The sequence below is a fragment of the Nocardia sp. NPDC049149 genome (assembly GCF_043197455.1).
Classification (GTDB): Bacteria; Actinomycetota; Actinomycetes; order Mycobacteriales; family Mycobacteriaceae; genus Nocardia.
The window spans coordinates 109,856-132,960 of record NZ_JBICTD010000013.1; the positions used below are offsets into that span (position 1 = coordinate 109,856).

A 23,105-nucleotide genomic window follows, 5' to 3' on the forward strand; every position below is an offset into this window, starting at 1 on the left:
AACACCAATGTTTGAATCGGGTATGGGCGATACGATCACGGAACCGGCCGAACTGCGGGCACTGCTCGGCGAGGTGCCATCCCGCGCCGCCAACAAGGAGCGCGTCACGCTGCACCCGAGGGATCGCGACTGGATCGCCGCCTCCCCGTTCCTCGTGATGAGCACCAGTGACGCCAACGGCAATTGCGATGCGTCACCGAAGGGCGATCCGGCGGGCTTCGTGCGGGTGCTCGACGACCGGACCGTCGCGATCCCGGAACGCCCCGGCAATCGCCGGGCCGACGGCTACCTCAACATCCTCGCCAATCCCCATGTCGGCCTGCTGTTCGTCATCCCGGGCCGCAGCCAGACCTTGCGGATCAACGGCCGCGCCCGGCTCGTGCGCGATGCGCCGTACTTCGATGACATGGTGGTGCGCGGCCATCGCCCGATCCTCGCGGTCGAGGTCGACATCGACCAGATTTTCTTCCACTGCGCCAAGGCTTTCCTGCGCAGCCACCTCTGGCAACCGGACGAGTGGCCCGCCGACAACCTCCCGACCTGGGCCCGCCTGGTCAAGGAGGTCCAGGCGGACACCACCGAGACGCTGGAGGAACTCGAACGCCACTACGCCCCCGCCAACTACAACGCGAAGCTCTATCAGGGCTGAGTCATCGTTGCGCGCCCAGCGGATCGGCCCCGACCAGGTGCGCAGCCGACGGGAGCTGCCGGCTCGATACCGCAGGAGCAGGCAAGTGGGCTACGCCACTGGACCGGACCGCGCTCGGCGTCGGCCGCGAACATAGACTCGCGGCGTGGCAGACATTTCGGTGCGTGGGCGAATCGCGCTGCGGGCGGCGGCGACAGCGTCGTGGGCCTCGCAAAAAGCGGGACGTGGCAAGGGATCGATGATCGGCGGGCTCATCGCGCTGCAGATCGACAAGACGATCATGAAGCAGCTCGGCCGCGGCCGCCGCACGGTGCTGATCACCGGCACCAACGGCAAATCCACCACCACCAGGATGACCACCGCGGCGCTCAGCACGCTCGGCGCGGTCGCCACCCAGGCCGACGGCGCCAACATGGATGCGGGCATCGTGGCCGCGCTCAGCGCGCATCGCGGCGCGCCGCTCGCCGCGATCGAGGTGGACGAGCTGCATCTGCCGCACGTCACCGACGCGCTCGACCCGGCGGCGGTGGTGCTGCTCAACCTGAGCCGCGACCAGCTGGACCGGGTCGGCGAGATCAACATGATCGAACGCAGGTTGCGCGCAGGCCTGGCGAAGCACCCGAACACCGTGGTGATCGCCAACTGCGACGACGTGCTGGTCACCTCGATCGCCTACGACCACCCGAATGTGGTGTGGGTGGCCGCGGGCAGCGGTTGGTCGATGGATGCGACCAGTTGCCCGCGCAGCGGCGAGCCGATCGTGTGGGAGGGCAGCCACTGGCGCAGCACCGGCGCGGATTTCGCACGGCCGGAACCGAATTGGTGGCTCGACGGAGACGATCTCGTCGGACCCGACGGACTGCGTCTTCCGCTGACGCTCGCGCTGCCGGGCCGCGCCAACCGCGGCAACGCCGCACAGGCGGTGGCCGCGGCGGTCGCGCTCGGCGCCGCGCCCGCACCGGCCGCCACCGCGGTGGGCACGGTGCGCGAGATCGCGGGCCGCTACCGCACGGTGCAGGTCGGCGAGCACGCCGCCAGGTTGCTGCTCGCGAAGAACCCGGCGGGCTGGCAGGAAGCTCTGTCGATGATCGAACCCAGCTCAGCCGGGCTGGTGATCGCGGTGAACGGGCAGGTGCCCGACGGCGAGGACCTGTCCTGGCTGTGGGATGTGCGGTTCGAGCATTTCGAAGGCGTCCAGGTGGTCGCCTCCGGCGAACGGGCCACCGATCTCGCCGTCCGCCTCACCTATGCGGGCGTCGAGCACACCACGGTGCCGAACCCGTTGCGCGCCATTGCCTCCTGCCCGGCCGGGCACGTCGAGGTGCTGGCCAACTACACCGCGTTCCGCGATCTCAACCGCGACCTGGAGGAGCGGACGGCATGACCGAATCGACTGTGCGCATCGGGCTGGTGCTGCCCGATGTGATGGGCACCTACGGCGACGGCGGCAACGCACTCGTGCTGCGGCAACGGCTGCGCATGCGCGGCCATGCCGCCGAGATCATCGAAATCACCCTGGCCGACCCGGTTCCCGACTCGCTGGACATCTACACCCTTGGCGGCGCCGAGGATTCGGCGCAGCGGCTGGCGACCAGGCACCTGCAGCGCTACCCAGGCCTGCAGCAGGCTGCGGCCAAAGGCGCACCCGTGCTTGCCATTTGCGCCGCCATCCAGGTGCTCGGCCAGTGGTACGAGACCTCCTCGGGTGAGCGCGTCGACGGCGTCGGCATGATCGACGTCACCACCTCGCCGCAGCAGCAGCGCGCGATCGGCGAGGTCACCACCACGCCGCTGCTTCCTGGACTCACCGCCGCGCTGACCGGATTCGAAAACCACCGTGGCGGTACCAAACTCGGCGGCGAGGCGACCGGGCTCGCACGGGTCACCCGCGGGGTCGGCAACGGCGTCGGCGACGGATTCGAAGGCGTGGTACAGGGTTCGGTGCTCGGCACCTACATGCACGGCCCCGCGCTGGCGCGTAATCCCGAACTCGCCGATCTGCTGTTGGCACGGGCACTCGGTGTTTCGGAGCTGGCTCCGCTGAGCATGCCGGAAGTCGAGCAATTGCGCCGCGAACGTTTGCGCGCGTAGTTACCCGACAGCACACGATGTGCGGTGCGCGCGAAACCGCGCACCGTTACTCGCACTATTGCATTGCTGTCAGGCATAAGCAGTTCAGAACCGACAGCAACACCGTCTCGTCCGTGGACAGAACGCGACTCGACCGGCTCGCTCCGCGATGCGGAGCAATTTGCACGCTACGCTCCCCGCTATGACGACGATCACGCCGGGATTGCCTGCCGAATCATTCGAGCAGCCGATACCGCCACGCCGTCCACCGGCCTGGACTCGCTGGCGCGGCATCCTACGTCCCCGGCCACTACATCTGTCGTTGATAGTTTCCGCCGTTGTCGCGCTCAAAGCGTTCGAGATGTCTTTTGTCGCCCTACATCACCTAGCGGTGCGCAATCTGGTCGAGGCCGATCTGGCGGCGAATGTGCCGATCGCTATCGACGGCTTGGTGGTCGGCTCGATCGTTGCCACCGCGTCATTTCCGAAACGCAGCGCGGGCTGGTGGTATGCGACAGGGCTTTTCGTCATTTCGACGCTGGTTTCCGTGGCCGGAAATATCGAGTACGCGCGCGAGATCGGCGGCGGGTCAGTGTCCTTGATCATCTATGCGGGCATGCCGCTCACGCTGCTTTTCGCGGTGCACCTGACGCTGATCCTGCTGGCGCGCAGCACCGCAGAGCACCGGGCGGCCGTGCCGGCGCAAGTGGCCGTTGTCGCCGTGCCGGAAGTCCAGGAGATGGTGACATCGCCGCAGCTCAACGGCCATGACCTGGTCAAGCCGGCGCCGGTGGCCGCGCCAGCGGCCACCGGACCGAACACACCGATGCGCTTCAACAGTTTGGACGGCGCGAACGGCCACAAACTGGTTCCACTCAAACACCGATAGGCAGGCGCTCTTCAGGCATAACGCTCACCCACCCTCGACTACTTCGTTGGAGAAACCATGTCTCTCACTGTCTGGCAGGACCAGGACGTAGATCAGTTCCGTGAAGTAGCGAGCAGGCTAGCGTCGGTGATCCAGACAAGTGTCGACCGGTCCGGTGCACTGAGCCAGCTCACCGACGCGGTGGAAAGCGGGGACGCGTTCACCGACCTGCTGATCGAATTCGCCGGGCGGTGGTTCCACGAGACCGGTGGGCAATCGGTGTTGATCGGTCCGGAATTGTTCTGGCTGCTGTCGGAACCGAACCTGCGCAAAGGCATTGCCAGCTCGCTGCGTGGGCCGGAAACCGCGCCGGATCTCGAGTACTCGGTAAGCAGGCGTAGCCGGAAACTCCTGCTGATCTGTGTTTTCGAGACATTGGCGCAGAACCAGTGGCTGGCAGGAAACATCGGCGAACACGTCGTGAACGGAACCGTCAACGGCATCGGCTGAGCCGCATCGCCGCACGCGGCGAATTATGTTCACGGCGTTCTTAACTCTCCCCCCGAGCCGGTGACCACCGATAACGTCGAGTGTTGCCGTTTGTGAGGAGAGTGCCGTGTCCGACGTGGGCCTTGCGCGGAGCGCTGAATGACCGCGATCACCACGCCGGACACGCAGCAGGTCGGTGCCGAGGCGCCCACCGCCGCACCGCGGCGCACCAGGACGTACCGCCGTGCGCTCGGCCCGGCACTGACCCGCCTTGCGGCGCTGGCGCTCGTCCTCGGTTTCTGGGCGGCGATCACCGCCGCAGGCCTGGTCGATCCGCTGTATCTGCCGTCACCGCACGCGGTGTGGGACGCGTTCGTGCGGGCCAACACCCGGCATCAGCTCGCGGCGGGCGTTGATCGCACGGTGGTCGGCGAGCAGAACTACTACCTGTGGGAGCACCTTGTTGCCAGCCTGCAGCGGATCGCCGCCGGTGTCGGCGCCGCGATCGTGGTCGGCCCGCTGGTCGGCTTCGTCATGGGCATGCTCACGCCGGTGCGGCTGATCACCGAGCCCATCCTGAACTTCCTGCGTTCGCTGCCGCCGCTCGGCTACATCGGGCTGCTGATCGTCTGGTTCGGCATCGGCGACCTGTCGAAGATCTGGCTGCTGTTCCTCGCCGCGTTCCCGCCGATCGCGGTTGCCACGCTCAGCGGCGTCACCGGGGTGAAGCAGGACTATCTGAACGCCGCGCGTTCGCTGGGCGCCGGTCGGGTACAGGTCATTTCGCGGGTGGTGCTGCCCGCCACGCTGCCCGAGGTGATCGGCGGCATCCGGATCGCCACCGCCTTCGCGTGGACAACGGTGGTCGCTGCCGAGCTCAACAACGGCATTCCCGGGATCGGCGGCCTCGCCTATATCGCTGGCACTCAGCTGAATACGCCGCTGACCATCGCCTGCATCATCGTGATCGGCTGCGCCGCACTCGCGCTCGATTCGGTCATCAAATTTCTTGGCGCCAAAGCAGTTCCGTGGAAAGGCAAGGTATGAAATCCGCAGTCCGTCGGGTGGTCACGGCCGGTCTGGCAGTGGCGGCCGTTGTCGCCACCGCCGGGTGTGTGGAATCCGGTCGCGGCGACACCGGGTCCGCGGCCGCGGCATGCCCCTTCGCCGCGGATCCGAGCGTCACCACGCAGGCACGCATCGGCTATCAAGCCATCCCCAATGCCGATCTGCTCGTGAAGGATCGCGGCCTGCTCGCCGCCTGCCTGCCGAACGCGAAAGTCGAATGGAGCCAGTTCTCCTCGGGCGCGGATGTGGTGCAGGCGTTCGGTGCGGGCAGCCTCGACATCGGCACCATGGGGTCGAGTCCGGCGACCAAGGCGCTCTCGGCGCCGCTGAACCTGCCGGTGCGGGTGCTCTGGATCCACGATGTCATCGGCGCCTCGGAATCGCTGGTGGCCAAAGACAAGTCGATCAGCTCGCTCGACGGGCTCCGCGGTAAACGAGTCGCGACGCCGTTCGGCAGCACCGCGCACTACAGCCTGCTCGCGGCGCTCGGCAGGGCGGGCATCGCCGGCGATGTCCAGTTGATCAACATGAAGCCCGACGCGATTCCCGGCGCATGGAACGGCGGCCAGATCGACGCCGCCTGGGTGTGGGATCCGACGCTGTCGAAGCTGCGCGAGGCGGGCGGGCACCTCGTCACCTCGAGCGCGGACACCGCGGCCGCGGGCGCGCCCACCTTCGATCTGGCGGTCGCGAGCACCAAGTTCCTCGACGAGAACGCGCGCTTCGCGGTGGTCTGGGCCAAGGTGCAGGACTACGCGGTGCGCCAGCTGCGGACCAAGCCCGAGGACGCGGCGGTCTCGCTCGGCGCGCAACTCGGCATCGAGCCGAAGCTGGTCGGCCCGCAGCTGGCCGGATACACCTACCTGGACGCCACCGAACAAGCCGACGCGAAGTATCTGGGTGGCGGCTTCGGCGGCGATCTGCGCAAGACCGCGGAATTCCTGTTGAGCCAGGGCGGCATCGACGCGGTCGGCGCCGAACCCGCCTATCGCACCGGCATTTACGCCGAGGCGGCCAAGGGGGCGACCGCGTGACCGCGGCCGCCGACGAGCAGGTTCGGCACCGGGTCACCCTCACCGGCGTCAGCTTGAGCTACCCGGGCGACGACGGCCCGACCCAGGTGCTCGCTCCGACCGACCTGACCATCGAGCCCGGCGAATTCGTCTGTGTCGTCGGACCTTCCGGCTGCGGCAAGTCGACCTTGCTGAACATCCTGGCCGGGTTCCTCGCGCCGACCGAAGGCGCGGTGCGCGTCGGCGGCGCTCCGGTCACCGGCCCCGACCCCGACCGCGGTGTCGTCTTCCAGCAGCCCACGCTGTACCCGTGGCTCTCGGTCCGGCGCAATGTCGAATTCGGCCCGAAAGTCCGTGGGGTAGTGCGCAATCGGCGCACCGCCGAGGCGGCGCGCATGCTGGCGCTCGTCGGCCTCGACCACCTCGCCGACCGTCGCCCCTACGAACTGTCCGGCGGCCAGCAGCAACGCGCCCAAATCGCCCGCGTCCTGGTCAACGACCCGCAGATCATCCTGATGGACGAGCCTTTCGGCGCGCTGGACGCCCTGACCAGGGAAAAGCTTCAGGGCGAGCTGCTCACGCTCTGGCGCGATCGGCGCAAGACGGTCCTCTTCGTCACGCACAGCATCGATGAGGCGCTGCTCCTCGGCACCCGAGTCCTCGTCATGGGCACCCGCCCCGGCCGCATCATCTACGACAAGCCGACCCGCTTCAAGGCGGGCCTTGCCGACCCGTCCTTCTCGAATCTCCGATCCCAGCCCGGCTTTTCCGCCATGCGCGACGAGGTCTCGGCCAACATCTACGCCGCACACGCCTGACGCGGCCTCACGCCACGAGCACCGACACCTCGTACTGCCTGCACCAGGAGTCGCGCGTAACGAGCGTCAGATCTTCACATTGCGCCTGTGCCACCAGCATTCGATCGAACGGATCCCGATGGATCGGCGGCAGCCGACCGGCCACGACGGCATGGTCGAGGCCGATCGGCAGGTCGATGAACCCACCCTTCGTGAGGTAGTCCGCGAGCCCGACCGGGCCGCCGAGCTTGCCGAGGGCCTGCTTGATGGCGACCTCCCAGATCGTTGCCGCGCTCACGCAGATGTCCGGGTCGTGCGTGATCCGTTCCTTCAGCTCATCGGAGAGGGCGGGATCGTCGGTCAGCCACCACAGCACCACGTGCGTGTCGAGCAACAACCTCACGGCGCCATGCCGAAGTCGTCGGCGATCTGGGCGTTGGTCTCGTCGGAGTCCCAGTCCGGGGTGAGCACGAGTCGTCCGCGCAGTGACCCGCGCCCGACCCGATTCACGTCCCGAGTCAGCGGAACCACCTTGGCGACCGGGTGCCCGGCGCGGCTGATGATGATCTCCTCACCACGCTCGACGCGCTCGATGATGCGCGACAGATTTGTCTTCGCCTCATGGATGTTGAACTGCTCGGCGCCCGCGCTTGACATGTCGACCTCCTTAGCTAAGAGGTTAGCCCGCTCAGCCGTCGCGCGCTACCCACCGCAGCCCGCCCGGCTCAGCGGGCGGCGGCAGCGGCGCAGAGTTCGTGGGTGAGCCGCATCTTTTCGAGCACGCGGTCGGGCAGGACGAAGGGGTAGAGGTCGGGGTGGCCCATCGAGCGGTTGACCATGTTCAGCGACCACGCCAGCGGCAGCCAGAGGTCGATGATCTTGTCGAAGCCCGCGCGGCCGACCTGGGGTCGGTCGAGGCTGGCCCCGGCCGGCGCGATGCCGAAAGCCGCTGCGGTGTCCAGGGTGTCCCGGATGTGCAGGTAGTGCGCGAAGGTCTCGGCCCAGTCCTCGGCGGGGTGCATGGTGGCGTAGGAGGAGACGAAGTCCGACTCCCAACCGGATGGCGCGCCTTCGGCGTAGTGGCGGTCGATGGCGGCCTGATAGTCGGCGGACGGATCGCCGAACAGCTCGCGGAACCGGCGCTGCGCCTCGGTGTCGGCGACCAGGATCATGTAGTAGTAGTGCCCGATTTCGTGGCGGAAGTGGCCGAGCAGGGTGCGGTACGGCTCGTCCATTTCGATCCGGAGTTGTTCCCGGTGTGGGTCGTTGGCCTCGGCGAGGTCGAGGGTGATCACGCCGTTCTTGTGGCCGGTGATCACCCGATCGGCGCCGCTGGACAGCAGCTCGAAGGCGAGGCCGCGGTCCGGATCCTGGTCGCGGGCCACGATGGGCAGGCCGAGCTCGGTGAGCTCCGCGATCAGCCTCCGCTTGGCCGCCTCGGCGTCGGCGAACGCGGCGAGCCCTGCGGCATCGAGGTCGTTGGGCCTGGTCCTGGTGAGGCGGCAGGACGCGCACAGCAAGCGCTTGCGCTGCTCGGCGTCGGGCGCGTCGCCGCCGCCCGCCGCGCCACCGTCCGGCACCTCGACCAGCCAATTACATTGCGCAACATGAAGGTTGTCGCACAGCCGAAAGCGCTTGGCGTCCACGACGCCTGCCATCTGATCGACCGAGTCGGCACCGCGCGGATCGCCGATCACCACCAGGGCCAGGTCGGCGAGGCTGAATCCCAGTGGGCTGGAACAGGACAGACACACGGAGTTCTCGAAGGCCAATTGCTGGCCGCAGTTGGGACAGGCGAAATCGCGCATGCGAGTTAAACCTCCACCGGAGAGACGTCGACCGAGACGGTAATTGTGCTCTCCTTGGCGTCGGTATAGATGATGCCGCGCAACGGCGGCACATCCGCGTAGTCGCGCCCCCAGGCAACGGTGACGTAGCGCTCGTCGCCGAATTGGTCGTTGGTGGGGTCGAAGTCGATCCAGCGACCGGTCCGGTCCTGCTCGGTGCCGGGCACCCACACCGCGGACCAGGCGTGGGTGGCGTCCGCGCCGACCATGCGCTCCCGGCCCGGCGGCGGATCGGTGGCCAGATAGCCGGACACGTAACGCCCGGCGAGACCGTGGGATCGCAAGCAGGCCACGCCGATTCGCGCGAAATCCTGGCAGACGCCGGTGCGGGCCGCGAACACATCGGCGACCTTGGTCGAGACATTCGTCGAGCCGGACTTGTAGGTGAAGTCGGCGTGGATGCGGTGGTTGAGTTCGGTCACCGCCTCGAGCAGCGGCCTGCCTGGGGTGAACGATTCGGCCGCGTACGCGGCAACCTCGGGCGTGATCTCCGGCGGCCGCAGGTCCAGCGCGAACTCCACGGCGAGCGGGCCGTTCGCGCCGGTGGGCCGCGCGACCTCCCACGCAAGCAGCTCGGGTCCGGTCCCGCCCCGATCGGGGCGATCGACCTCGACCAGCGATTCGCCGGTGACCACCAGGGTCCGATGTTCGGCGGTGACGTGGAAGTACGACGTGGTGTTGCCGTACACATCCGAGCCGATCGACTGGTCCGACGGCACCGGGTCGATCGAGAGGTCATGCGAAAGCAGCCGCTGCCCAGGGAATTCGCGCGGCGTCAGATAGGCGCGGCCGTACGAGCTGGTGACCTCGTCGGAGTAGCAGTAGGTGGTGCGATGGGCCACGCGATAGCGCCGGGCCGAACCGTTGCGGCCGATCATCCAACGATCCTCGTGCTACCCCACAGCGGCTGGAAGCCCGCGGGCAGCGACAGTTTCGAGGTTTCGAACGATTCGGACAGCTTACGCAGCCGCAGGTGCACGCCCTCGAGCAGCTCGGCCAGTTCGGTACGCCTGCCGTCCTCGTCGACGACCTCCAGATCGTCGGGGTCGACCCGGCGCAACATCCGTTGCGCGTCGGCCAGCAAGCGTTGCGGGCGTGACGATCCCGACGCGCCAGGCAGTGCCTGCAGGTCGGCGTCGAGGCGATCCAGTTGATAGGCGAGCGAGCGTGGGTTGCCGGTATCGAAGAGCAGCAGGCTGGCGACCGCGGCGATGCGGACCGAATCCCGATGCCGCCGACGGTAACTCACCTGCGACTCGGTGGCGCGCAGCACCGATTCGGTGACCACTCGCTCCGTCTCCTCCGGATAGGTCTCGGTCAGTGCCGACGACATCAACGCGGTCAACGCCAACCCCCGCTCGATCCGTTTGCCGATATCCATGACGTACCAACCGGAGTCGCGCACCAGCGACTCGGCGCCGATGCCGGACAGCGACAGCAGCGCCGCCAGGGTGAGCGAATGCACCGCATTCAGCGCGGCCTCTTGGTCGCCGCCGGTGACCCGGTACTCGGCAAGCGCGCGATCGACGGCGCTCAGGATCATCCAGGTGTCGGCGGAGAGTTGGTCGCGCACCGCACGCGCCGCGTTCTCGTACCGATCGATCGCGAAGGCCAGCGAACCCGGCAGGTCTCGGTCGATCGTCAACGCCACCAGGTAGTCGTGGCCCTCGCGGGAGGCGCCCGCCACCGGCGCCTTGCCGACCGGAGGGACCTCCGGCGCGTCCGTCATCTCGGCGGCGTCGGCTGCGGCGGCGATGGCCCGATCGAGCACTCCTGCCCCTGTCGTCGCGGTCATGTCACCTGCTATACCCTGGCCTGCGTCGTCCAACCCCGGCTCGCCCACCGAGTCGGATTCGGCGGCACCAGGACTCGTCGACGAAGCGCTCAGCTCGTCGGCCGGAGCGTTCGCCGAGTTCGCTTGCGCCGCAGGTACGGTCGGCATGGACTGCGACATCGAGCCCATCGTCTGAGTCATCGACCCCATGGTCTGGGTCATCGAGCCCATCGACTGCGACTGCGCGGCGACCGCTGCCGCCTCCGCGCCGGTCGGCGAATCCTGCTCTGCCTCAATATCTTCGGCCGCGTCGGCGCCGAATACCACCGAGTCGGGCGGAACAGTCGCCGTCGCGCGCCCGAGCGCCGCCATCAGCACCGGCACCGCCTCGGCGCCCTCCAGCCACGGCCGGTAGCGATAGTCCCGATACTGGTCGTGGGTCGCGATGAGCAGCCGTGCCGCCGCCTCGGCCCGTTCGCTGTAGCGACCCATCCAGAACAGATCGTTGAGCACGCGTGGCGAGCTGATGGCCTCCACGATCGGCAGATGCCTGCGTTCCCGTTCCTCGTGCACCGGCTCGGTGGCGACCGCGGGCGCGGGGCTCGGCGCCGCGCGGACCCAAATGTCTTTGGCCGCAACCCTGATCACCGAGTTGTCCGGCGCTATCCGCTGGTGCAGTTGGCCGAGCCCGCCCGCCATCGCGGTATAGCCGCTGCGCCGTGCCATGGAGAACAGCCGCATACCGACCGGCGCAGGCGTCAACCCGCCGTACCCCTCGACCGCGGGCGCGACCGAGAACTGCGCGGGTTCCTGGCCGACCCACTGCCAGCCGCGCTGCTCGATCCTGGCCCGCAGGTCGGCGCGCTGCCGGATCGACAATTCCGGGCCGAAGATGGTCGAGCCGTCGACCGAGGACCGAATGATCAACCGGTGCAGGTTCTTGGTGAGATGCGCGCGCTCCTTGTCGTCGCCGCCCCAATAGGTCGGCGCGCTCTCCAGCAGCAGATCCTCGCCGAGCAGCGCCCTGGTGATGCGCGGAAGGAATCCGGGCAACGCCGGATTCTCCAGCAGCCCACTGCCCAACGTGTTCACCACGGTCACCGCGCCCCGGCGCAGCACCTCGACCAGCCCGACGACGCCGAGCCGGGAATCCGGCCGCAGATCCAGCGGATCGGAGAACTCGGCGTCCACCCGGCGCAGCACCACGTCCACCCGCCGCAGCGTGCCGAGCGACCGCATCCACAGCGCGCCGTCGCGCACCACCAGGTCGGCGCTCTCCACCAACGGAAAGCCGAGCATGGACGCGAGATTGGCTTGATCGAAGGCGGTCTCCGAATGCACGCCGGGGCTCAATACGACAACGACCGGGTCGTCGGCGTCCGCGTCCTGCGCCGACTCGATCAGCATCAACCGCATCGCCCTGGCGAACGGGGTCAGCGGCCGCGGGTTGGAGTGCTCGAACGCCTCCGGGATCGCCGTGGACACCACCCGGCGGTCGGCCAGCGCGTACCCCGCGCCGGACGGCGCCTGCGCCCAATCTGCGGTCACGCGGAACTGGCCGTCACTCCACCGGCTGATGTCGCACGCGTGCAGGAAGAGCTGATGTCGCCCCGGCACCGTAATCCCATGCGCGGCACGGACATAGCCGCTGCTGCCGAAGATCAGCTCCGGTGGCAGCAGTCCGTTGGTGAGCGTGCGCCGCGGACCGTAGACATCGGTGAGCACCTCGTCGAGCACCCGCGAGCGTTGCACCAGACCCGCCTCCAACCGGGTCCAGTCGTCCGAGGAGATCAGCAGCGGGATCGGATCGAGCCGCCACGGCGTCGTCACCGCCTGCTCGGCGCCGGTGAGCTCGGTGTAGGTGATGCCGTCGTCGTCGATCAGCCTGCGCACCCGGTTGTCCAGCCTGCCGAGACCGGTGGTGCCGAGCTCGACGAAATCGGCGGACAATTCCGTCCACATGCGGCGCACCTTGCCGCCCGCGTCGACGAGTTCGTCGTAGTACCCGTCGGTCGGCTTACCGCACTCGTCGTAGGGCGCGATCTGGCCGCCGGTGCTTCGATAGCGCGCGAACTGCGCCGCCACCTGCTGGCGCAGCTCTTGGCTCGGATCCGTCCTTCGCACCGCGTCCTCGCGCATGGTCACAACGCGTCCCCTCGAACCCTCACAGCGCCGACCTCACTTCCGCTGCAGACGTGCTAACGGTCGCTGACCAATCCCCAGACGGTCCGCGCTCTGCGCAGATCGAGGATGCCCTGCACACCGCCGTCCGTGGATTGTGCTGCCATTTTCGCACGTAGCTCCCCCAGGTCCACGCGCGCCGTGGTGTGCCCCGCCGCCTCGAAGCGCCGGTTGCGCCGCGATTGCGCGACCACCGCGTTGACCGGCGGCTCCTCGAAGGCCATACCGCCGGGGTGTGCAACGTGGTAGGTACAGCCGCCGCGGGACAACCCGGTCTCGGTGTCGATCAGATCGAAGACGAGCGGCACGTCGACGGTGATCGAGGGGTGCAGCGCGTTCGGCGGCTGCCACGCCCGATAGCGCACACCGGCCACCTGCACGCCGGCCTTGTCGGTGGCCAGCAGCGGGACCGGCATGCCGTTGCACGTCAGCACCTGCCTGTCGCGATCCGCGCCGACCAGCCGCACCTGCAGCCGCTCCACCGACGAGTCGACATAGCGCGCAGTGCCCGCCGCGACGGTTTGCTCACCGAGCGTGTGCCACGGTTCGATGGCGCCGCGCAACTCCAGCTCGACGTCGCCGAGCAGCACCGTGCCGATGCGCGGAAACCGGAACTCGGTGAACGGATCCAGCCAGCTGACCTCGAAATCGACGCCGTGGTCGCGCAGGTCGGCGGCGACCTCGGCGATGTCGGCGAGCACGAAATGCGGGAGCAGATACCGCCCGTGCAGGTTCGCGCCGTGCCGAATCAGCTTGGCGCGCAACGGTTCCGACCAGAACCGGGCGACCAGGCCGCGCACGAGCAGCGACTGCACCATCGCCATCTGGAAGTGCGGCGGCATCTCGAACCCGCGCAACTCCACCAATCCGAGCCTGCCCCTTGCGGTTTCGGGGCTGTAGAGCTTGTCGATGCAGAACTCGGCGCGGTGCGTGTTGCCGGTGAGGTCGGTCAGCAGGTGGCGCAGCGCGCGATCGACCAGCCACGGCGCGTGCCCCGCCTGCGCGCCGAGCCTGGCGATCTCGGCGAACGCGATCTCCAGCTCGTACAGCGCTTCTTCGCGCCCCTCGTCCACTCGGGGCGCCTGCGAGGTCGGGCCGACGAAACGCCCGGCGAACAGGTACGACAGCGACGGATGCCGCTGCCAGTAGGTCAGCATCGACACCAGCAGATCCGGGCGGCGCAGCAGCGGCGAACGCGCGGGCGTCGCACCGCCGAGCGTGATGTGGTTGCCGCCGCCGGTGCCGCTGTGCGTGCCGTCGACATCGAACGATTCGGTGCTCAACCTGGCCAGCCGCGCCTGCTCGTACAGCGTGGACAGCAGCTCGGCTTGCTCGGCGAACGAGACCGTCGGCTGCACGTTGACCTCGATCACCCCCGGGTCCGGAGTCACCGACAAGGTCCGCAGCCTGGCATCGACCGGCGGCGCGTAACCCTCGAGCACCACCGGGCTCCCCACCGCCACCGCGGCGGCTTCGACGCGGCGCACCAGATCGAGGAAGGCATCGAGTTCCTCGACGGGCGGCAGGAATACGTGCAGCCTGCCGTTGCGCACCTCGGCGACCAGCGCGGTCGTCGGCTCCCAGTCGGCGGGTGCGACCACGGCCGGCGGCTCGGCGCGGTGCACCGTCAACGGCTCGGCGATCAGCGGATCGCTGTCCGGGCGGGGGCGCGGCGTACGCCAGGACACGGAATCGAGCGGCAGCCGCAACCCGGCCGGCGAATCCCCCTCGGTCAAGACGATTCGGCCACCCGGCTGATCCGCCGACGCGCCGCGGCGCATCCGCCAGTCCGAACTTGCCCAGCCCGCGCCGTCGTCGCGGCGAAACAGCGACAGCACGTAGGCCGTTGGTTCGGTGACCTCGGTGTCGAGCCGGGTCAGCAGTTCCTTGCGCGCTAGCGCGGAGTCGAGCCCCGGTTCGAGATCGTCGTCTGAGTCGACCGGATCGCCCACCGGCGCACGGACTTTCCCGGCAAGGCGAAGCAGCGGATCCTCGTACGCAGGACGGACCTGCGCGTCCGGCAGGTCGAGGCTCGCCGCCACCCGCGCGATCAAGGCACGTGCCGAGTCGGGCTCGGCGACCTGTGCCCGCCGCGGGACCGCGTCGGGCCGGGCGCCACCATCGACCGGCGCGGCCGCCTGACCGGCAGGCTCCGGCGACAACGTGGCCTGGGTCGGCGCATTGGATCCCTGGCTCGGTGTCGCCCCGTTTTCCGGCGTTGTTGTGGCACTTGCTCGTTGCGGCTCGGGAACAGGCTCTGCCGCGACCTGCGCCGAGGCGAGCTCCTGACCCGGCTGTGCATCCCGTTCGGCCAGCGCGTATCCGAGCGGCGTCCACGGGTCGGCGAGCAGCTCCTGATGGGTCCACAGCGGTTCCCCGTCGGCGCGCCACGCCACCGCGATCTCCCAGCGCGGCAACGGTTCTCCCGGATACCACTTGCCCTGCCGGTACTGCACCAGTCCGGTCGGCGCATAGATCCGCCGCAGCCGATCCGCGAGATCTACCGCACGCTCCCGCTTGTGGGTGCCGTCGGCCTCGGTGGTCCACTCCGGGGCGGTCTGATCGTCGATCGACACGAAGGTCGGTTCGCCGCCGACGGTCAGCCCCACGTCATCGGCCGCCATCCTCGCATCCACGGCGGCGCCCGCCGCGGTGATCCGCTCCCACTGGGAAGTGGTGTAGGGCAACGTAACCCGCGGGTCCTCGTGGAACCGTCGCACCGTGTTGGAGAAATCCATGGTCGCGCCGGTCGGACCGGTCGCACCGGTGATCGGCGCGGAGGACACCGGATGCGGCGTCGCCGCCAACGGAATGTGCCCCTCCCCCGCGAACAGGCCCGACGTGGGATCCAACCCGACCCACCCCGCGCCGGGCAGATACACCTCGGTCCACGCATGCAGATCGGTGAAGTCGGACTGCGGTCCCGACGGACCGTCCAGCGACGGCACATCCTGGGCGAGTTGCACCAGATACCCCGACACGAACCGCGCGGCCAGCCCCAGTTCCCGCAGGATCGACACCAACAGCCACGCCGAGTCCCGGCACGACCCGAGCGCCTCGCGCAGCGTGTGATCGGGCGACTGCACCCCGGGGGCCAGCCGAATCGTGTATCCGACATCGTGCCGCAACGCCTGATTGACGGTGACCAGATAGTCGATGGTGCGTGGGTTGCCGACCGCCTGATGCGCACGCACCCACGCCTGCACCAGCTCCCCCGGCCCCGAGCCAGGTCCCGATTCGTCCACCGGCCGCAGATACGGCTCCAGATCCGCGAGCAATTCCGCGCTGTACCGGAACGGATAGTGCTCAGCAGCGTCCTCGACGAAGAAGTCGAACGGGTTGATCACCTCGAGGTCGGCGATCAACCCGACGGTGATCGACAACTCCCGCGCGGGCGACGGAAACACCAGCCGCGCAAGGAAATTCCCGAACGCATCCTGCTGCCAATTACAAAAATGCTCGGCAGGCGTCACCCGCATCGAGTACGCCTCGATCTTGGTCCGCGAATGCGGCGCAGGGCGCAGCCGCACCACATGCGGATGTATCTCCACCAACCGATCGAAGGTGTACAGCGTCCGGTGCTCGAGCGACACCTTGATGCCCATCCCTCCATTAGACAGCATCCTTGAGCTGCCCGAACGGTTTGCGCCACGCCGCGGCCCCGGTCGCCACCACTGAGGCGGTGGCATACCGAAAGCGTCCCGTGATCGGGTTCGATCACGGGACGCTCGGTGGGGAACGGCGATATTTGTTAGGGCTGCCACCATGGGCGCAGGGGGACGGTCCAGGTGCCGTCGGACGGCAGTTTGACGCCGAGCACCTGGTGGAGCTGAACGACGTTGCGCTGGAAGCCGAGTCGGCAACCTGCCATGTAGAGGCCCCACACCTTCGCGGTGCCCTCGCCGACCTCGGCGACGCAGGCGTCCCAGTTCTCCACCAGGTTCTTGCACCACTCGTGCAGGGTGAGGGCGTAGTGCTCGCGCAGGTTTTCTTCGTGCAGCACTTCGAGTCCGACGTTCTGGATCTCGGAGATGATCCGGCCGGAACCGATCAGCTCGCCGTCCGGGAACACGTAGCGGTCGATGAAGTCACCGGCCTTGGTGGTCCTGGTGTTGTCGGGCCTGGTGATGCAGTGGTTCAGGAACAGGCCGCCGTCGCGCAGCTTGCTCTGGATGTACTCGAAGTAGAACGGGTAGTTGTGCACACCGATGTGCTCGGTCAACCCGATCGAGGACACCGCATCGAAATCGGTCTCCGGGATATCCCGGTAATCGGAGTGCCTGACCTCGGCGAGCTCGGACAGTCCTTGCTCGGCGATCTTCTGCTGCGCCCACTCCGCCTGCTCGGCCGACAGCGTCGCACCGATCACCTTGACGCCGCGCTTGGCCGCGTAGCGGACCATGCCGCCCCAACCACAGCCGATGTCGAGCAGCCGGTCGCCTTCCTTCAGCCGCAGCTTCTCGAAGACCAGCCGGTACTTGTTCTCCTGCGCCTGTTCCAGCGTCCAGTCCTCGTCGCCGTAACACGCACAGGTGTAGGTCATCGACGGCCCGAGCACGTACTCGTAGAAGGTGTTCGAGACGTCGTAGTGGTGGTGGATCGCCTCGGCGTCGCGAGTCTTGGAGTGCCGCAGGCCTTCCAGCGCGATCCGGCGCCACCGCGGCAGCGTCTCCTGCGGCGGCGGCGCGATCGGCTTGAGCCGCTCCCATCCGAGCGAACGCGCGATGGTGACCAGCGCCAACGCGGACGGGCGACGGAACTTCAGGCTCTCCATCGCCTTCAAGATGTCGTACGGGTCGCCGGGGTGGACGCCGGTGGCGGTCATGTCGCCTGCGATGTACGCCCTGGCCATACCGAGGTCGCCGGGTGCGGTCGCCAGGTAGTTGATGCCGCGTGGCGTCTTGATGTCCAGCGCGTACTTCGAGTCCTCGGGCCCCGTCGAGCTGCCGTCGTAGGCGGTCAGCCGGATCGGCACCTCACCATCGACGAGGGTCTCGAAGATCTCGGCAATGCTGAGTTTGGTCCCGAGGTCAGCTAAGACATCGGAACGGTCCTTGAATGTCGTCATTTGCGTTGCACCGCCTTCGAATACAAATCCAGCAGCCGCTGGTCTGGGTCGTAGCGTTTCTTCAGTTCGATGTAGGTATTGCCGCCGTACAGCGCCGCGAACTCATCTTTGTCGTAATAGGAATCCGAGTACAGCGACTTATGCCCGTCGAAGTCGGTCACGGTGCGTTCGATCGCACGGTTGGCCGCTCCTTCCTGCTGCCCTGGCGTCGTGGGGACGGCCGACCAGAAACCGACGTTGACGTACGTGCGGTGGGGCTCGAGCGGGTACAGCGGCCAGGTGCGCTCAGCCGATGCAGCCGATGCAGCCGCGGGCGCGCCGGTCTCGCGCAGCCGCAGCGGGCACAGCCAGAGCGGCTCGATCGGGATCTCACGCAGGAACCATTCGACGAAGTCGGCGGTGCGTTCCACCGGAACCTCGATGTCCTGCACGACCCGCTCCCGCGGCGGGTTGCCCTTGCGGGCCTCCAGCTTGTCGGCGATGTCGTACTTGTGGTCGAGCGCGATCAGTTTCCAGTAGAAGCTGCTGCGCCGGTAGCGTTTCGGCCAGAACCGGCGGATCTTCGGGTTCTGGGTGCCGAAGGCGCGCGAGCACCAGAACCAGTCGGTGTCCCAGCGCCACAGGTAGTCGAGGATGGTCAGCCGATCGCGCTTGGGCTGCGCCGCATCGTGCTGGATGGACCGGTAGAAGATGTCCATGCCGGTGTAGTCGCTGACCGGGCCAGGCTCGTCGGTCTGCCGTCCGAGGGTCAGGTAGCTCTCGTCGGCGGTGAACACCACACCGTCGAGGTAGTCCACCTGCTCACCGTCGTAGGACCGCTCGGTGACGATGGTGGCGAGCGTCCGCTCCAGCTCGCGCAGGTCGTGGAAGCGCACATGCCGCAGTGCGACGTACGGCTGCACCGTCTCCAGCTCGATCTTCAACCGCACCGAATAGCCCAGGGTCCCGTAGGAATTCGGGAAACCGCGGAACAGGTCGGCGTGCTCGTTGTCCGGCGTCGCGGTGATGATCTCGCCCGCCCCGGTCAGGATGTCCATCTCCAGCACCGATTCGTGCGGCAGACCGCTGCGGAACGAGGTCGATTCGATGCCGAGTCCGGTGACCGCGCCGCCGAGCGTGATCGTCTTGAGCTGCGGCACCACCAGCGGCGCAAGCCCGTACGGCAGCGTGGCGGCGACGAGGTCTTCGTAGGTGGTCATCCCGGCCACGTCGGCGGTCTTGGCCACCGGGTCCACCGCGATCACTTCGGCCAGCCCCGACACGTCGAGGCCAGGGGCGGGATTCTTGGCCCGCGCCCGGAACAGATTGGAGGTCTTCTTCGCCAGCCGCACCGTGGCGTCTCCGGGAATGGCGCGATAACTCGCCAAGAGGCGTTCCACTCCGGCCCGATGCGCGGGAAATCCGGATTCGTGTGCGACCGATGCGTGTCCGGCCTTCCCCAACAGACTCACTGCCACCCCTCGACGCTAGTACGCACCCCAGTGTGAGACCACCGTGAGGGCACCGTGTGGGGAGAAATGTCACGCATATGTTGCGAAGTGGAATACCGGCGCCGTCAGAGAAGTTCGCCACACGTTTCCACCAGTATGGGCCTGGGGGCGGCCACAGGGCAGGATGAACACCGGTCGAGTCGAAACTGCGACGGCTCGAGGCCACAAGGAGTGCTCGCGAGAGCGAATGCTCGAGGCCACACACCGTACCCGGACAAGGAGTTCATTGTGGGACAGGTCAGCGCCAGTAGTTCGATCGCCGTTGCGGCGGATCCGCAGCGCACCCTCGAGGCCATCGCGGACTACGAGGCGGTGCGGCCGCGCATTCTGTCGTCGCACTACCGCGACTACAAGGTCGTCGAAGGCGGCAAAGGCGCGGGCACCGTGGCTGAATGGACGCTGCAGGCCACCGAGAAGCGGTCGCGCAACGTGCACGCGGTCGTGACGGTGTCCGATTCGATTGTCACCGAGCGGGATTCGAATTCCACCCTGGTGAACACCTGGTCCGTCACCCCGGACGGCGCAGGCGCACAGGTCACTCTGCGCACCACGTGGAAGGGCGCGGGCGGCGTCGCGGGCATCTTCGAGGGCATCTTCGCGCCGCTCGGGCTGAAGAAGATCCAGGCCGAGGTGCTCGGTAATCTGCAGCGCGAACTCGCCTGACCCACAGCCAAAGTAGAGCCCGGCATTATGTGCCGGGCTCTACTTGTTTGCGCCAGTGTCTATTTCGCGCCGATATCGAACAGATTCCCCTCCGGATCGGCCAGCGTTGCCCACTTCGCGCCGTACTCGTCGAAATCTCCGACGTGCTTGGCGCCCAAGCTGACCGCGCGATCGATCTGCTCCTGCCAGTCGTCGGCGGCCAGGTCGAGATGGATCACGTTCTTACCCGGCGTCTTGTCCGGCACCTGAATGAACATCAGCACCGGGGTGGCCTCGGCCGCGCGCCCGACGGTGGCGAAATACTCGCTGGCCTCCGCGTCGACCGGCACCTCCAGGAGCGCGGACCAGAATCCGGCCAGTGCGGCGGCGTCATGGCAGTCGACGGTGACATGGGCGATGGACAGAGTCATGGGGTTCTCCTCATTCTCAGAGCTGGCCGATCGGCCAGCAGACTTCGGTGCGGTAGGTCTCGGGATCGTCGTTGTCGCCGGGACTGACGAGATAGCGCTCGCGCACCGGTTCGGCAAGCGCGCCACCGTGTTCGGCGACATGGCTGCCCAATGCGCCGTAGGTGCGATCGAAATCGTCGAGCGGGCCCAGGTGCATCGTGGTCGCGAAACGGCCCGCGGGCAGCTCGATGATCGAGACCTGGTCGAACGGTTCGATCCGCGCGGCCGCCGGGACCGGAACGTAGGCAACCACTTCGCCGACATCGTTCTCGAAGAAGTCCATCGAATAAGTGGCGCCCGCGACGCCGTCGGGCTCGATGCCCGCCGCGATCAGTGTCTGGTGCAACAGCGGGTACGAGGCCTCGCACCACGGCCCGATGTCGGCCCTGGTGACCGTCTCGGTGACCGCCAGCGCGGGGAAGGCGAGCATCGAGCGGTACTCGACGGTGATCGGCGCGGCGGGCGTCAGCAGCGAGCGCAGCGACGCCACCACCGCACGGGTGCGCACCAATTCGGCCTCCATACGGGCCAGGTGCGCGCGCAAGGCGGCATCGCGGGAATCGGTGTCCGGGGCGGCGAGCACGGCCTTGATCTCGGGCAGCGGCATGTCGAGCTGGCGCAGGCGCCGGATCAGATGTGCCTGGGCCACTTGGTCGGTCGAGTAGCGCCGGTAGCCGGAGCCGGTGTCGATCGCGACGGGTTCGAGCAGTTCGATGTCGTGGTAGTACCGCAGCGTCTTGACGGTGAGATACGTCAGCCTGGCGAACTCCCCGATGGAGACGGTCGCTGTCATGTCACTCAGCGAACACCCTCCAGCGGGGGGAGAGTCAACTTTTCGCGCAGAAGCTCAGGTCAGCACGAAGGTCAGCAGGATGACGTCCTGGAAGGCGCCACGCCACCACGAGTAGCCGAACCACACGCCGGGGGTGATCTCTCTGATCTCGTCGTAGATCTGCGGCACCGGCGACGGCGCGTAGTCCAGTGCCCAGGTCGGTGCGCCGTCCAGCTTGGCGGGTGCGCTGTACACGTACGCGGGGAATGCCTCGTATCCCGCCGCGGTGACGCGATTCGTCAGCAGGCCGCCGTCCGGCCCGGTGTAGAAGATCTTGCCGATCCACAGCCCGGCGGAGATCCCCTGGATGTTCGGTGGTCTGGTCACCCAGCCGTCCTTCACACCCATCGGCGCCGCGCCGCGTTCGGCGTCGTGGAACACCGCGTCCTGCTGTGCCGCCGAACATCGGAAGCGCAGCGCGTCGATCGTGGCGGCCCGGTTGTCGGGGTAGAGGACGCAGCCGCCGCCGTAGTCCGCGGCCGCAGCGGTGACGCCGGCATCCGCGAGCGCCGAAGGGCCGGTGACGCCGAGGATCAAGCATGGGACCCCTAGCGATAGCACCAATATGCTCAGGAAACGTGCTCGGATTGCCATTGCTGTACTCCAGAACTGCCGCACCGGTCTCCCGACCTCTCTCCGATGGTAGGGCGATCTCGCGGCGCTGAAACCGGACGTACTCAACCTGTTACCAGTCATGCAACAAGCGCATAACGAACGGTCGGAAGGGTTGCGGGCGGAGCAGCCGGTCCCAGGCCGATCGTGGCGGCTCCCGGTCACGCTCGACCGAAGGACTAGGCTGGCGACGAACACTTTCCCCAGAGAGGAACATGCCGTGCAACCCGGTGGTCAGTTCGACATGCAGCAATTACTCGCCCAGGCACAGCAGATGCAGCAGGCGGTGATGGAAGCCCAGGCCGAGATCGCCGCGGCCGAGGTGGAAGGCCAGGCAGGCGGTGGGCTGGTCAAGGTCACCATCAAGGCGAGTGGTGAGGTCGTCGCGCTGACCATCGATCCGAAGGCAGTCGATCCGGAAGACGTTGACACGCTGCAGGACTTGGTGATCGGCGCGATCAACGACGCGATGGCCTCGGCGCAGCAGCTCGCGGCCGATCGGCTCGGACCGCTCTCGGGTGGGCTCGGCGGCGGCTCGCTGCCCGGGCTGCCGGACTTCTGATAGTTACGAGGACATAGCCGTTGTACGAGGGTCCGGTTCAGGATCTGATCGACGAGTTGGGCAAGCTGCCCGGCGTCGGTCCGAAAAGCGCACAGCGCATCGCCTTTCACCTGCTCCAGGTGGAGCCGCCGGAGATCGACCGGCTACAGGCGGCCCTGCAGAAGGTGCGCGACGGCGTGCAGTTCTGCGTGTCCTGCGGCACCGTTTCCGACGGCGAACTGTGCCGCATCTGCGCCGACCCGCGCCGCGACCGCACCATGATCTGCGTGGTCGAAGAGCCCAAAGACGTGCAGGCGATCGAGCGCACCCGTGAGTTCCGTGGTCGCTACCACGTGCTCGGCGGTGCGCTCGATCCGCTCAGCGGGATCGGGCCGGACCAGTTGCGGATCCGAGAGTTGCTGGCGCGCATCGGCAATCAGCAGGACGGCATCGACGTCACCGAGGTGATCATCGCGACCGACCCGAACACCGAAGGCGAGGCGACCGCCACCTACCTGGTGCGGATGCTGCGCGACTTCCCCGGCCTGAGCGTGACCAGGCTGGCGTCCGGGCTGCCGATGGGTGGCGACCTGGAATTCGCGGACGAACTGACGCTCGGCCGCGCGCTGTCGGGACGGCGCGCGCTCTAGCGCCTCGTCCGGGCAGCGCCCCGAATCCACGGGGCTTGCGATAT

General features: G+C 67.7%; 22 protein-coding genes. 11 read left to right on the forward strand and 11 right to left on the reverse strand.

The features are described from left to right. The first annotated feature begins 22 nt into the window (after positions 1-22). The 8 genes from ACGFNJ_RS38445 to ACGFNJ_RS38480 all read left to right on the forward strand — a co-directional run bounded on the left by ACGFNJ_RS38445 (position 23) and on the right by ACGFNJ_RS38480 (position 6,975). Positions 23-649 carry a pyridoxamine 5'-phosphate oxidase family protein gene (locus ACGFNJ_RS38445; protein WP_393460270.1) on the forward strand — a complete coding sequence of 209 codons (627 nt, stop codon included), beginning with the start codon at positions 23-25 and terminating at the stop codon, positions 647-649. A gap of 145 nt (positions 650-794) precedes the next feature. Next, the gene (locus ACGFNJ_RS38450; protein ID WP_393460272.1) at positions 795-2,033 is read left to right on the forward strand and encodes a MurT ligase domain-containing protein; all 1,239 of its coding nucleotides are present in this window, start codon (positions 795-797) and stop codon (positions 2,031-2,033) included. Continuing rightward, positions 2,030-2,740, forward strand: coding sequence for a type 1 glutamine amidotransferase (locus tag ACGFNJ_RS38455; RefSeq protein WP_393460275.1), 711 nt, complete (start codon positions 2,030-2,032; stop codon positions 2,738-2,740). Before ACGFNJ_RS38450 ends, ACGFNJ_RS38455 begins: the two co-directional genes overlap by 4 nt. A 181-nt stretch (positions 2,741-2,921) precedes the next feature. Next, on the forward strand, positions 2,922-3,608 hold the full coding sequence (locus ACGFNJ_RS38460; RefSeq protein ID WP_393460278.1) for a DUF2637 domain-containing protein: 687 nt from the start codon (positions 2,922-2,924) through the stop codon (positions 3,606-3,608). Positions 3,609-3,665: 57 nt separating this feature from the next. Continuing rightward, complete coding sequence (locus ACGFNJ_RS38465) at positions 3,666-4,097, forward strand: hypothetical protein (RefSeq protein ID WP_393460281.1); 432 nt, start codon at positions 3,666-3,668, stop codon at positions 4,095-4,097. Positions 4,098-4,235: 138 nt separating this feature from the next. Then, positions 4,236-5,123, forward strand: a complete 888-nt coding sequence (locus tag ACGFNJ_RS38470; RefSeq protein ID WP_393460284.1) for an ABC transporter permease — start codon at positions 4,236-4,238, stop codon at positions 5,121-5,123. After that, positions 5,120-6,178: an ABC transporter substrate-binding protein gene (locus ACGFNJ_RS38475; RefSeq protein WP_393460287.1), complete on the forward strand. Its 1,059-nt coding sequence runs from the start codon at positions 5,120-5,122 to the stop codon at positions 6,176-6,178. The genes ACGFNJ_RS38470 and ACGFNJ_RS38475 overlap by 4 nt, the downstream gene beginning before the upstream one ends. Then, on the forward strand, positions 6,175-6,975 hold the full coding sequence (locus ACGFNJ_RS38480) for an ABC transporter ATP-binding protein (protein ID WP_393460290.1): 801 nt from the start codon (positions 6,175-6,177) through the stop codon (positions 6,973-6,975). Before ACGFNJ_RS38475 ends, ACGFNJ_RS38480 begins: the two co-directional genes overlap by 4 nt. A 7-nt stretch (positions 6,976-6,982) precedes the next feature. Here ACGFNJ_RS38480 and ACGFNJ_RS38485 read toward each other — a convergent pair whose 3' ends face one another. The 8 genes from ACGFNJ_RS38485 to ACGFNJ_RS38520 all read right to left on the reverse strand — a co-directional run bounded on the left by ACGFNJ_RS38485 (position 6,983) and on the right by ACGFNJ_RS38520 (position 19,275). Then, positions 6,983-7,357: a type II toxin-antitoxin system VapC family toxin gene (locus ACGFNJ_RS38485; protein WP_393460293.1), complete on the reverse strand. Its 375-nt coding sequence runs from the start codon at positions 7,355-7,357 to the stop codon at positions 6,983-6,985. Continuing rightward, positions 7,354-7,611, reverse strand: a complete 258-nt coding sequence (locus ACGFNJ_RS38490; RefSeq protein WP_393460295.1) for a type II toxin-antitoxin system Phd/YefM family antitoxin — start codon at positions 7,609-7,611, stop codon at positions 7,354-7,356. Before ACGFNJ_RS38490 ends, ACGFNJ_RS38485 begins: the two co-directional genes overlap by 4 nt. 68 nt (positions 7,612-7,679) lie before the next feature. Next, complete coding sequence (locus ACGFNJ_RS38495; RefSeq protein ID WP_393460298.1) at positions 7,680-8,762, reverse strand: putative zinc-binding metallopeptidase; 1,083 nt, start codon at positions 8,760-8,762, stop codon at positions 7,680-7,682. A 5-nt stretch (positions 8,763-8,767) separates the two neighbouring features. Beyond that, positions 8,768-9,679, reverse strand: coding sequence for a transglutaminase N-terminal domain-containing protein (locus ACGFNJ_RS38500; protein ID WP_393460301.1), 912 nt, complete (start codon positions 9,677-9,679; stop codon positions 8,768-8,770). After that, entirely contained in the window at positions 9,676-12,714 is a 3,039-nt protein-coding gene (locus ACGFNJ_RS38505) for a circularly permuted type 2 ATP-grasp protein (protein WP_393460557.1), read from the reverse strand. Before ACGFNJ_RS38505 ends, ACGFNJ_RS38500 begins: the two co-directional genes overlap by 4 nt. Before the next feature lie 59 nt (positions 12,715-12,773). After that, positions 12,774-16,361 carry a transglutaminase family protein gene (locus tag ACGFNJ_RS38510; RefSeq protein WP_393460304.1) on the reverse strand — a complete coding sequence of 1,196 codons (3,588 nt, stop codon included), beginning with the start codon at positions 16,359-16,361 and terminating at the stop codon, positions 12,774-12,776. Between the two features lie 146 nt (positions 16,362-16,507). Beyond that, the gene (locus ACGFNJ_RS38515; protein ID WP_393460307.1) at positions 16,508-17,824 is read right to left on the reverse strand and encodes a class I SAM-dependent methyltransferase; all 1,317 of its coding nucleotides are present in this window, start codon (positions 17,822-17,824) and stop codon (positions 16,508-16,510) included. Further along, a complete protein-coding gene (locus tag ACGFNJ_RS38520; RefSeq protein ID WP_393460560.1) occupies positions 17,821-19,275 on the reverse strand; it encodes an FAD-binding oxidoreductase in 1,455 nt (484 codons plus the stop codon). Before ACGFNJ_RS38520 ends, ACGFNJ_RS38515 begins: the two co-directional genes overlap by 4 nt. Before the next feature lie 267 nt (positions 19,276-19,542). On the opposite strand from ACGFNJ_RS38520, the gene ACGFNJ_RS38525 reads away from it, so the two are divergent. Beyond that, positions 19,543-19,977 carry an SRPBCC family protein gene (locus ACGFNJ_RS38525; RefSeq protein WP_069165718.1) on the forward strand — a complete coding sequence of 145 codons (435 nt, stop codon included), beginning with the start codon at positions 19,543-19,545 and terminating at the stop codon, positions 19,975-19,977. Between the two features lie 59 nt (positions 19,978-20,036). Here ACGFNJ_RS38525 and ACGFNJ_RS38530 read toward each other — a convergent pair whose 3' ends face one another. From ACGFNJ_RS38530 to ACGFNJ_RS38540, 3 genes are read right to left on the reverse strand one after another with little or no spacing between them, the layout of a single operon-like run. Beyond that, on the reverse strand, positions 20,037-20,387 hold the full coding sequence (locus ACGFNJ_RS38530) for a VOC family protein (protein ID WP_393460310.1): 351 nt from the start codon (positions 20,385-20,387) through the stop codon (positions 20,037-20,039). A 16-nt stretch (positions 20,388-20,403) separates the two neighbouring features. Next, the gene (locus ACGFNJ_RS38535; RefSeq protein WP_393460313.1) at positions 20,404-21,219 is read right to left on the reverse strand and encodes a MerR family transcriptional regulator; all 816 of its coding nucleotides are present in this window, start codon (positions 21,217-21,219) and stop codon (positions 20,404-20,406) included. 54 nt (positions 21,220-21,273) lie between these two features. Then, on the reverse strand, positions 21,274-21,795 hold the full coding sequence (locus tag ACGFNJ_RS38540) for a hypothetical protein (protein ID WP_393460316.1): 522 nt from the start codon (positions 21,793-21,795) through the stop codon (positions 21,274-21,276). A 295-nt stretch (positions 21,796-22,090) separates the two neighbouring features. On the opposite strand from ACGFNJ_RS38540, the gene ACGFNJ_RS38545 reads away from it, so the two are divergent. Both ACGFNJ_RS38545 and recR read left to right on the forward strand, forming a co-directional pair. Next, positions 22,091-22,432, forward strand: coding sequence for a YbaB/EbfC family nucleoid-associated protein (locus ACGFNJ_RS38545; RefSeq protein WP_069165722.1), 342 nt, complete (start codon positions 22,091-22,093; stop codon positions 22,430-22,432). A gap of 20 nt (positions 22,433-22,452) precedes the next feature. Further along, on the forward strand, positions 22,453-23,061 hold the full coding sequence (recR, locus tag ACGFNJ_RS38550) for a recombination mediator RecR (RefSeq protein WP_393460319.1): 609 nt from the start codon (positions 22,453-22,455) through the stop codon (positions 23,059-23,061). Positions 23,062-23,105: the final 44 nt, after the last annotated feature.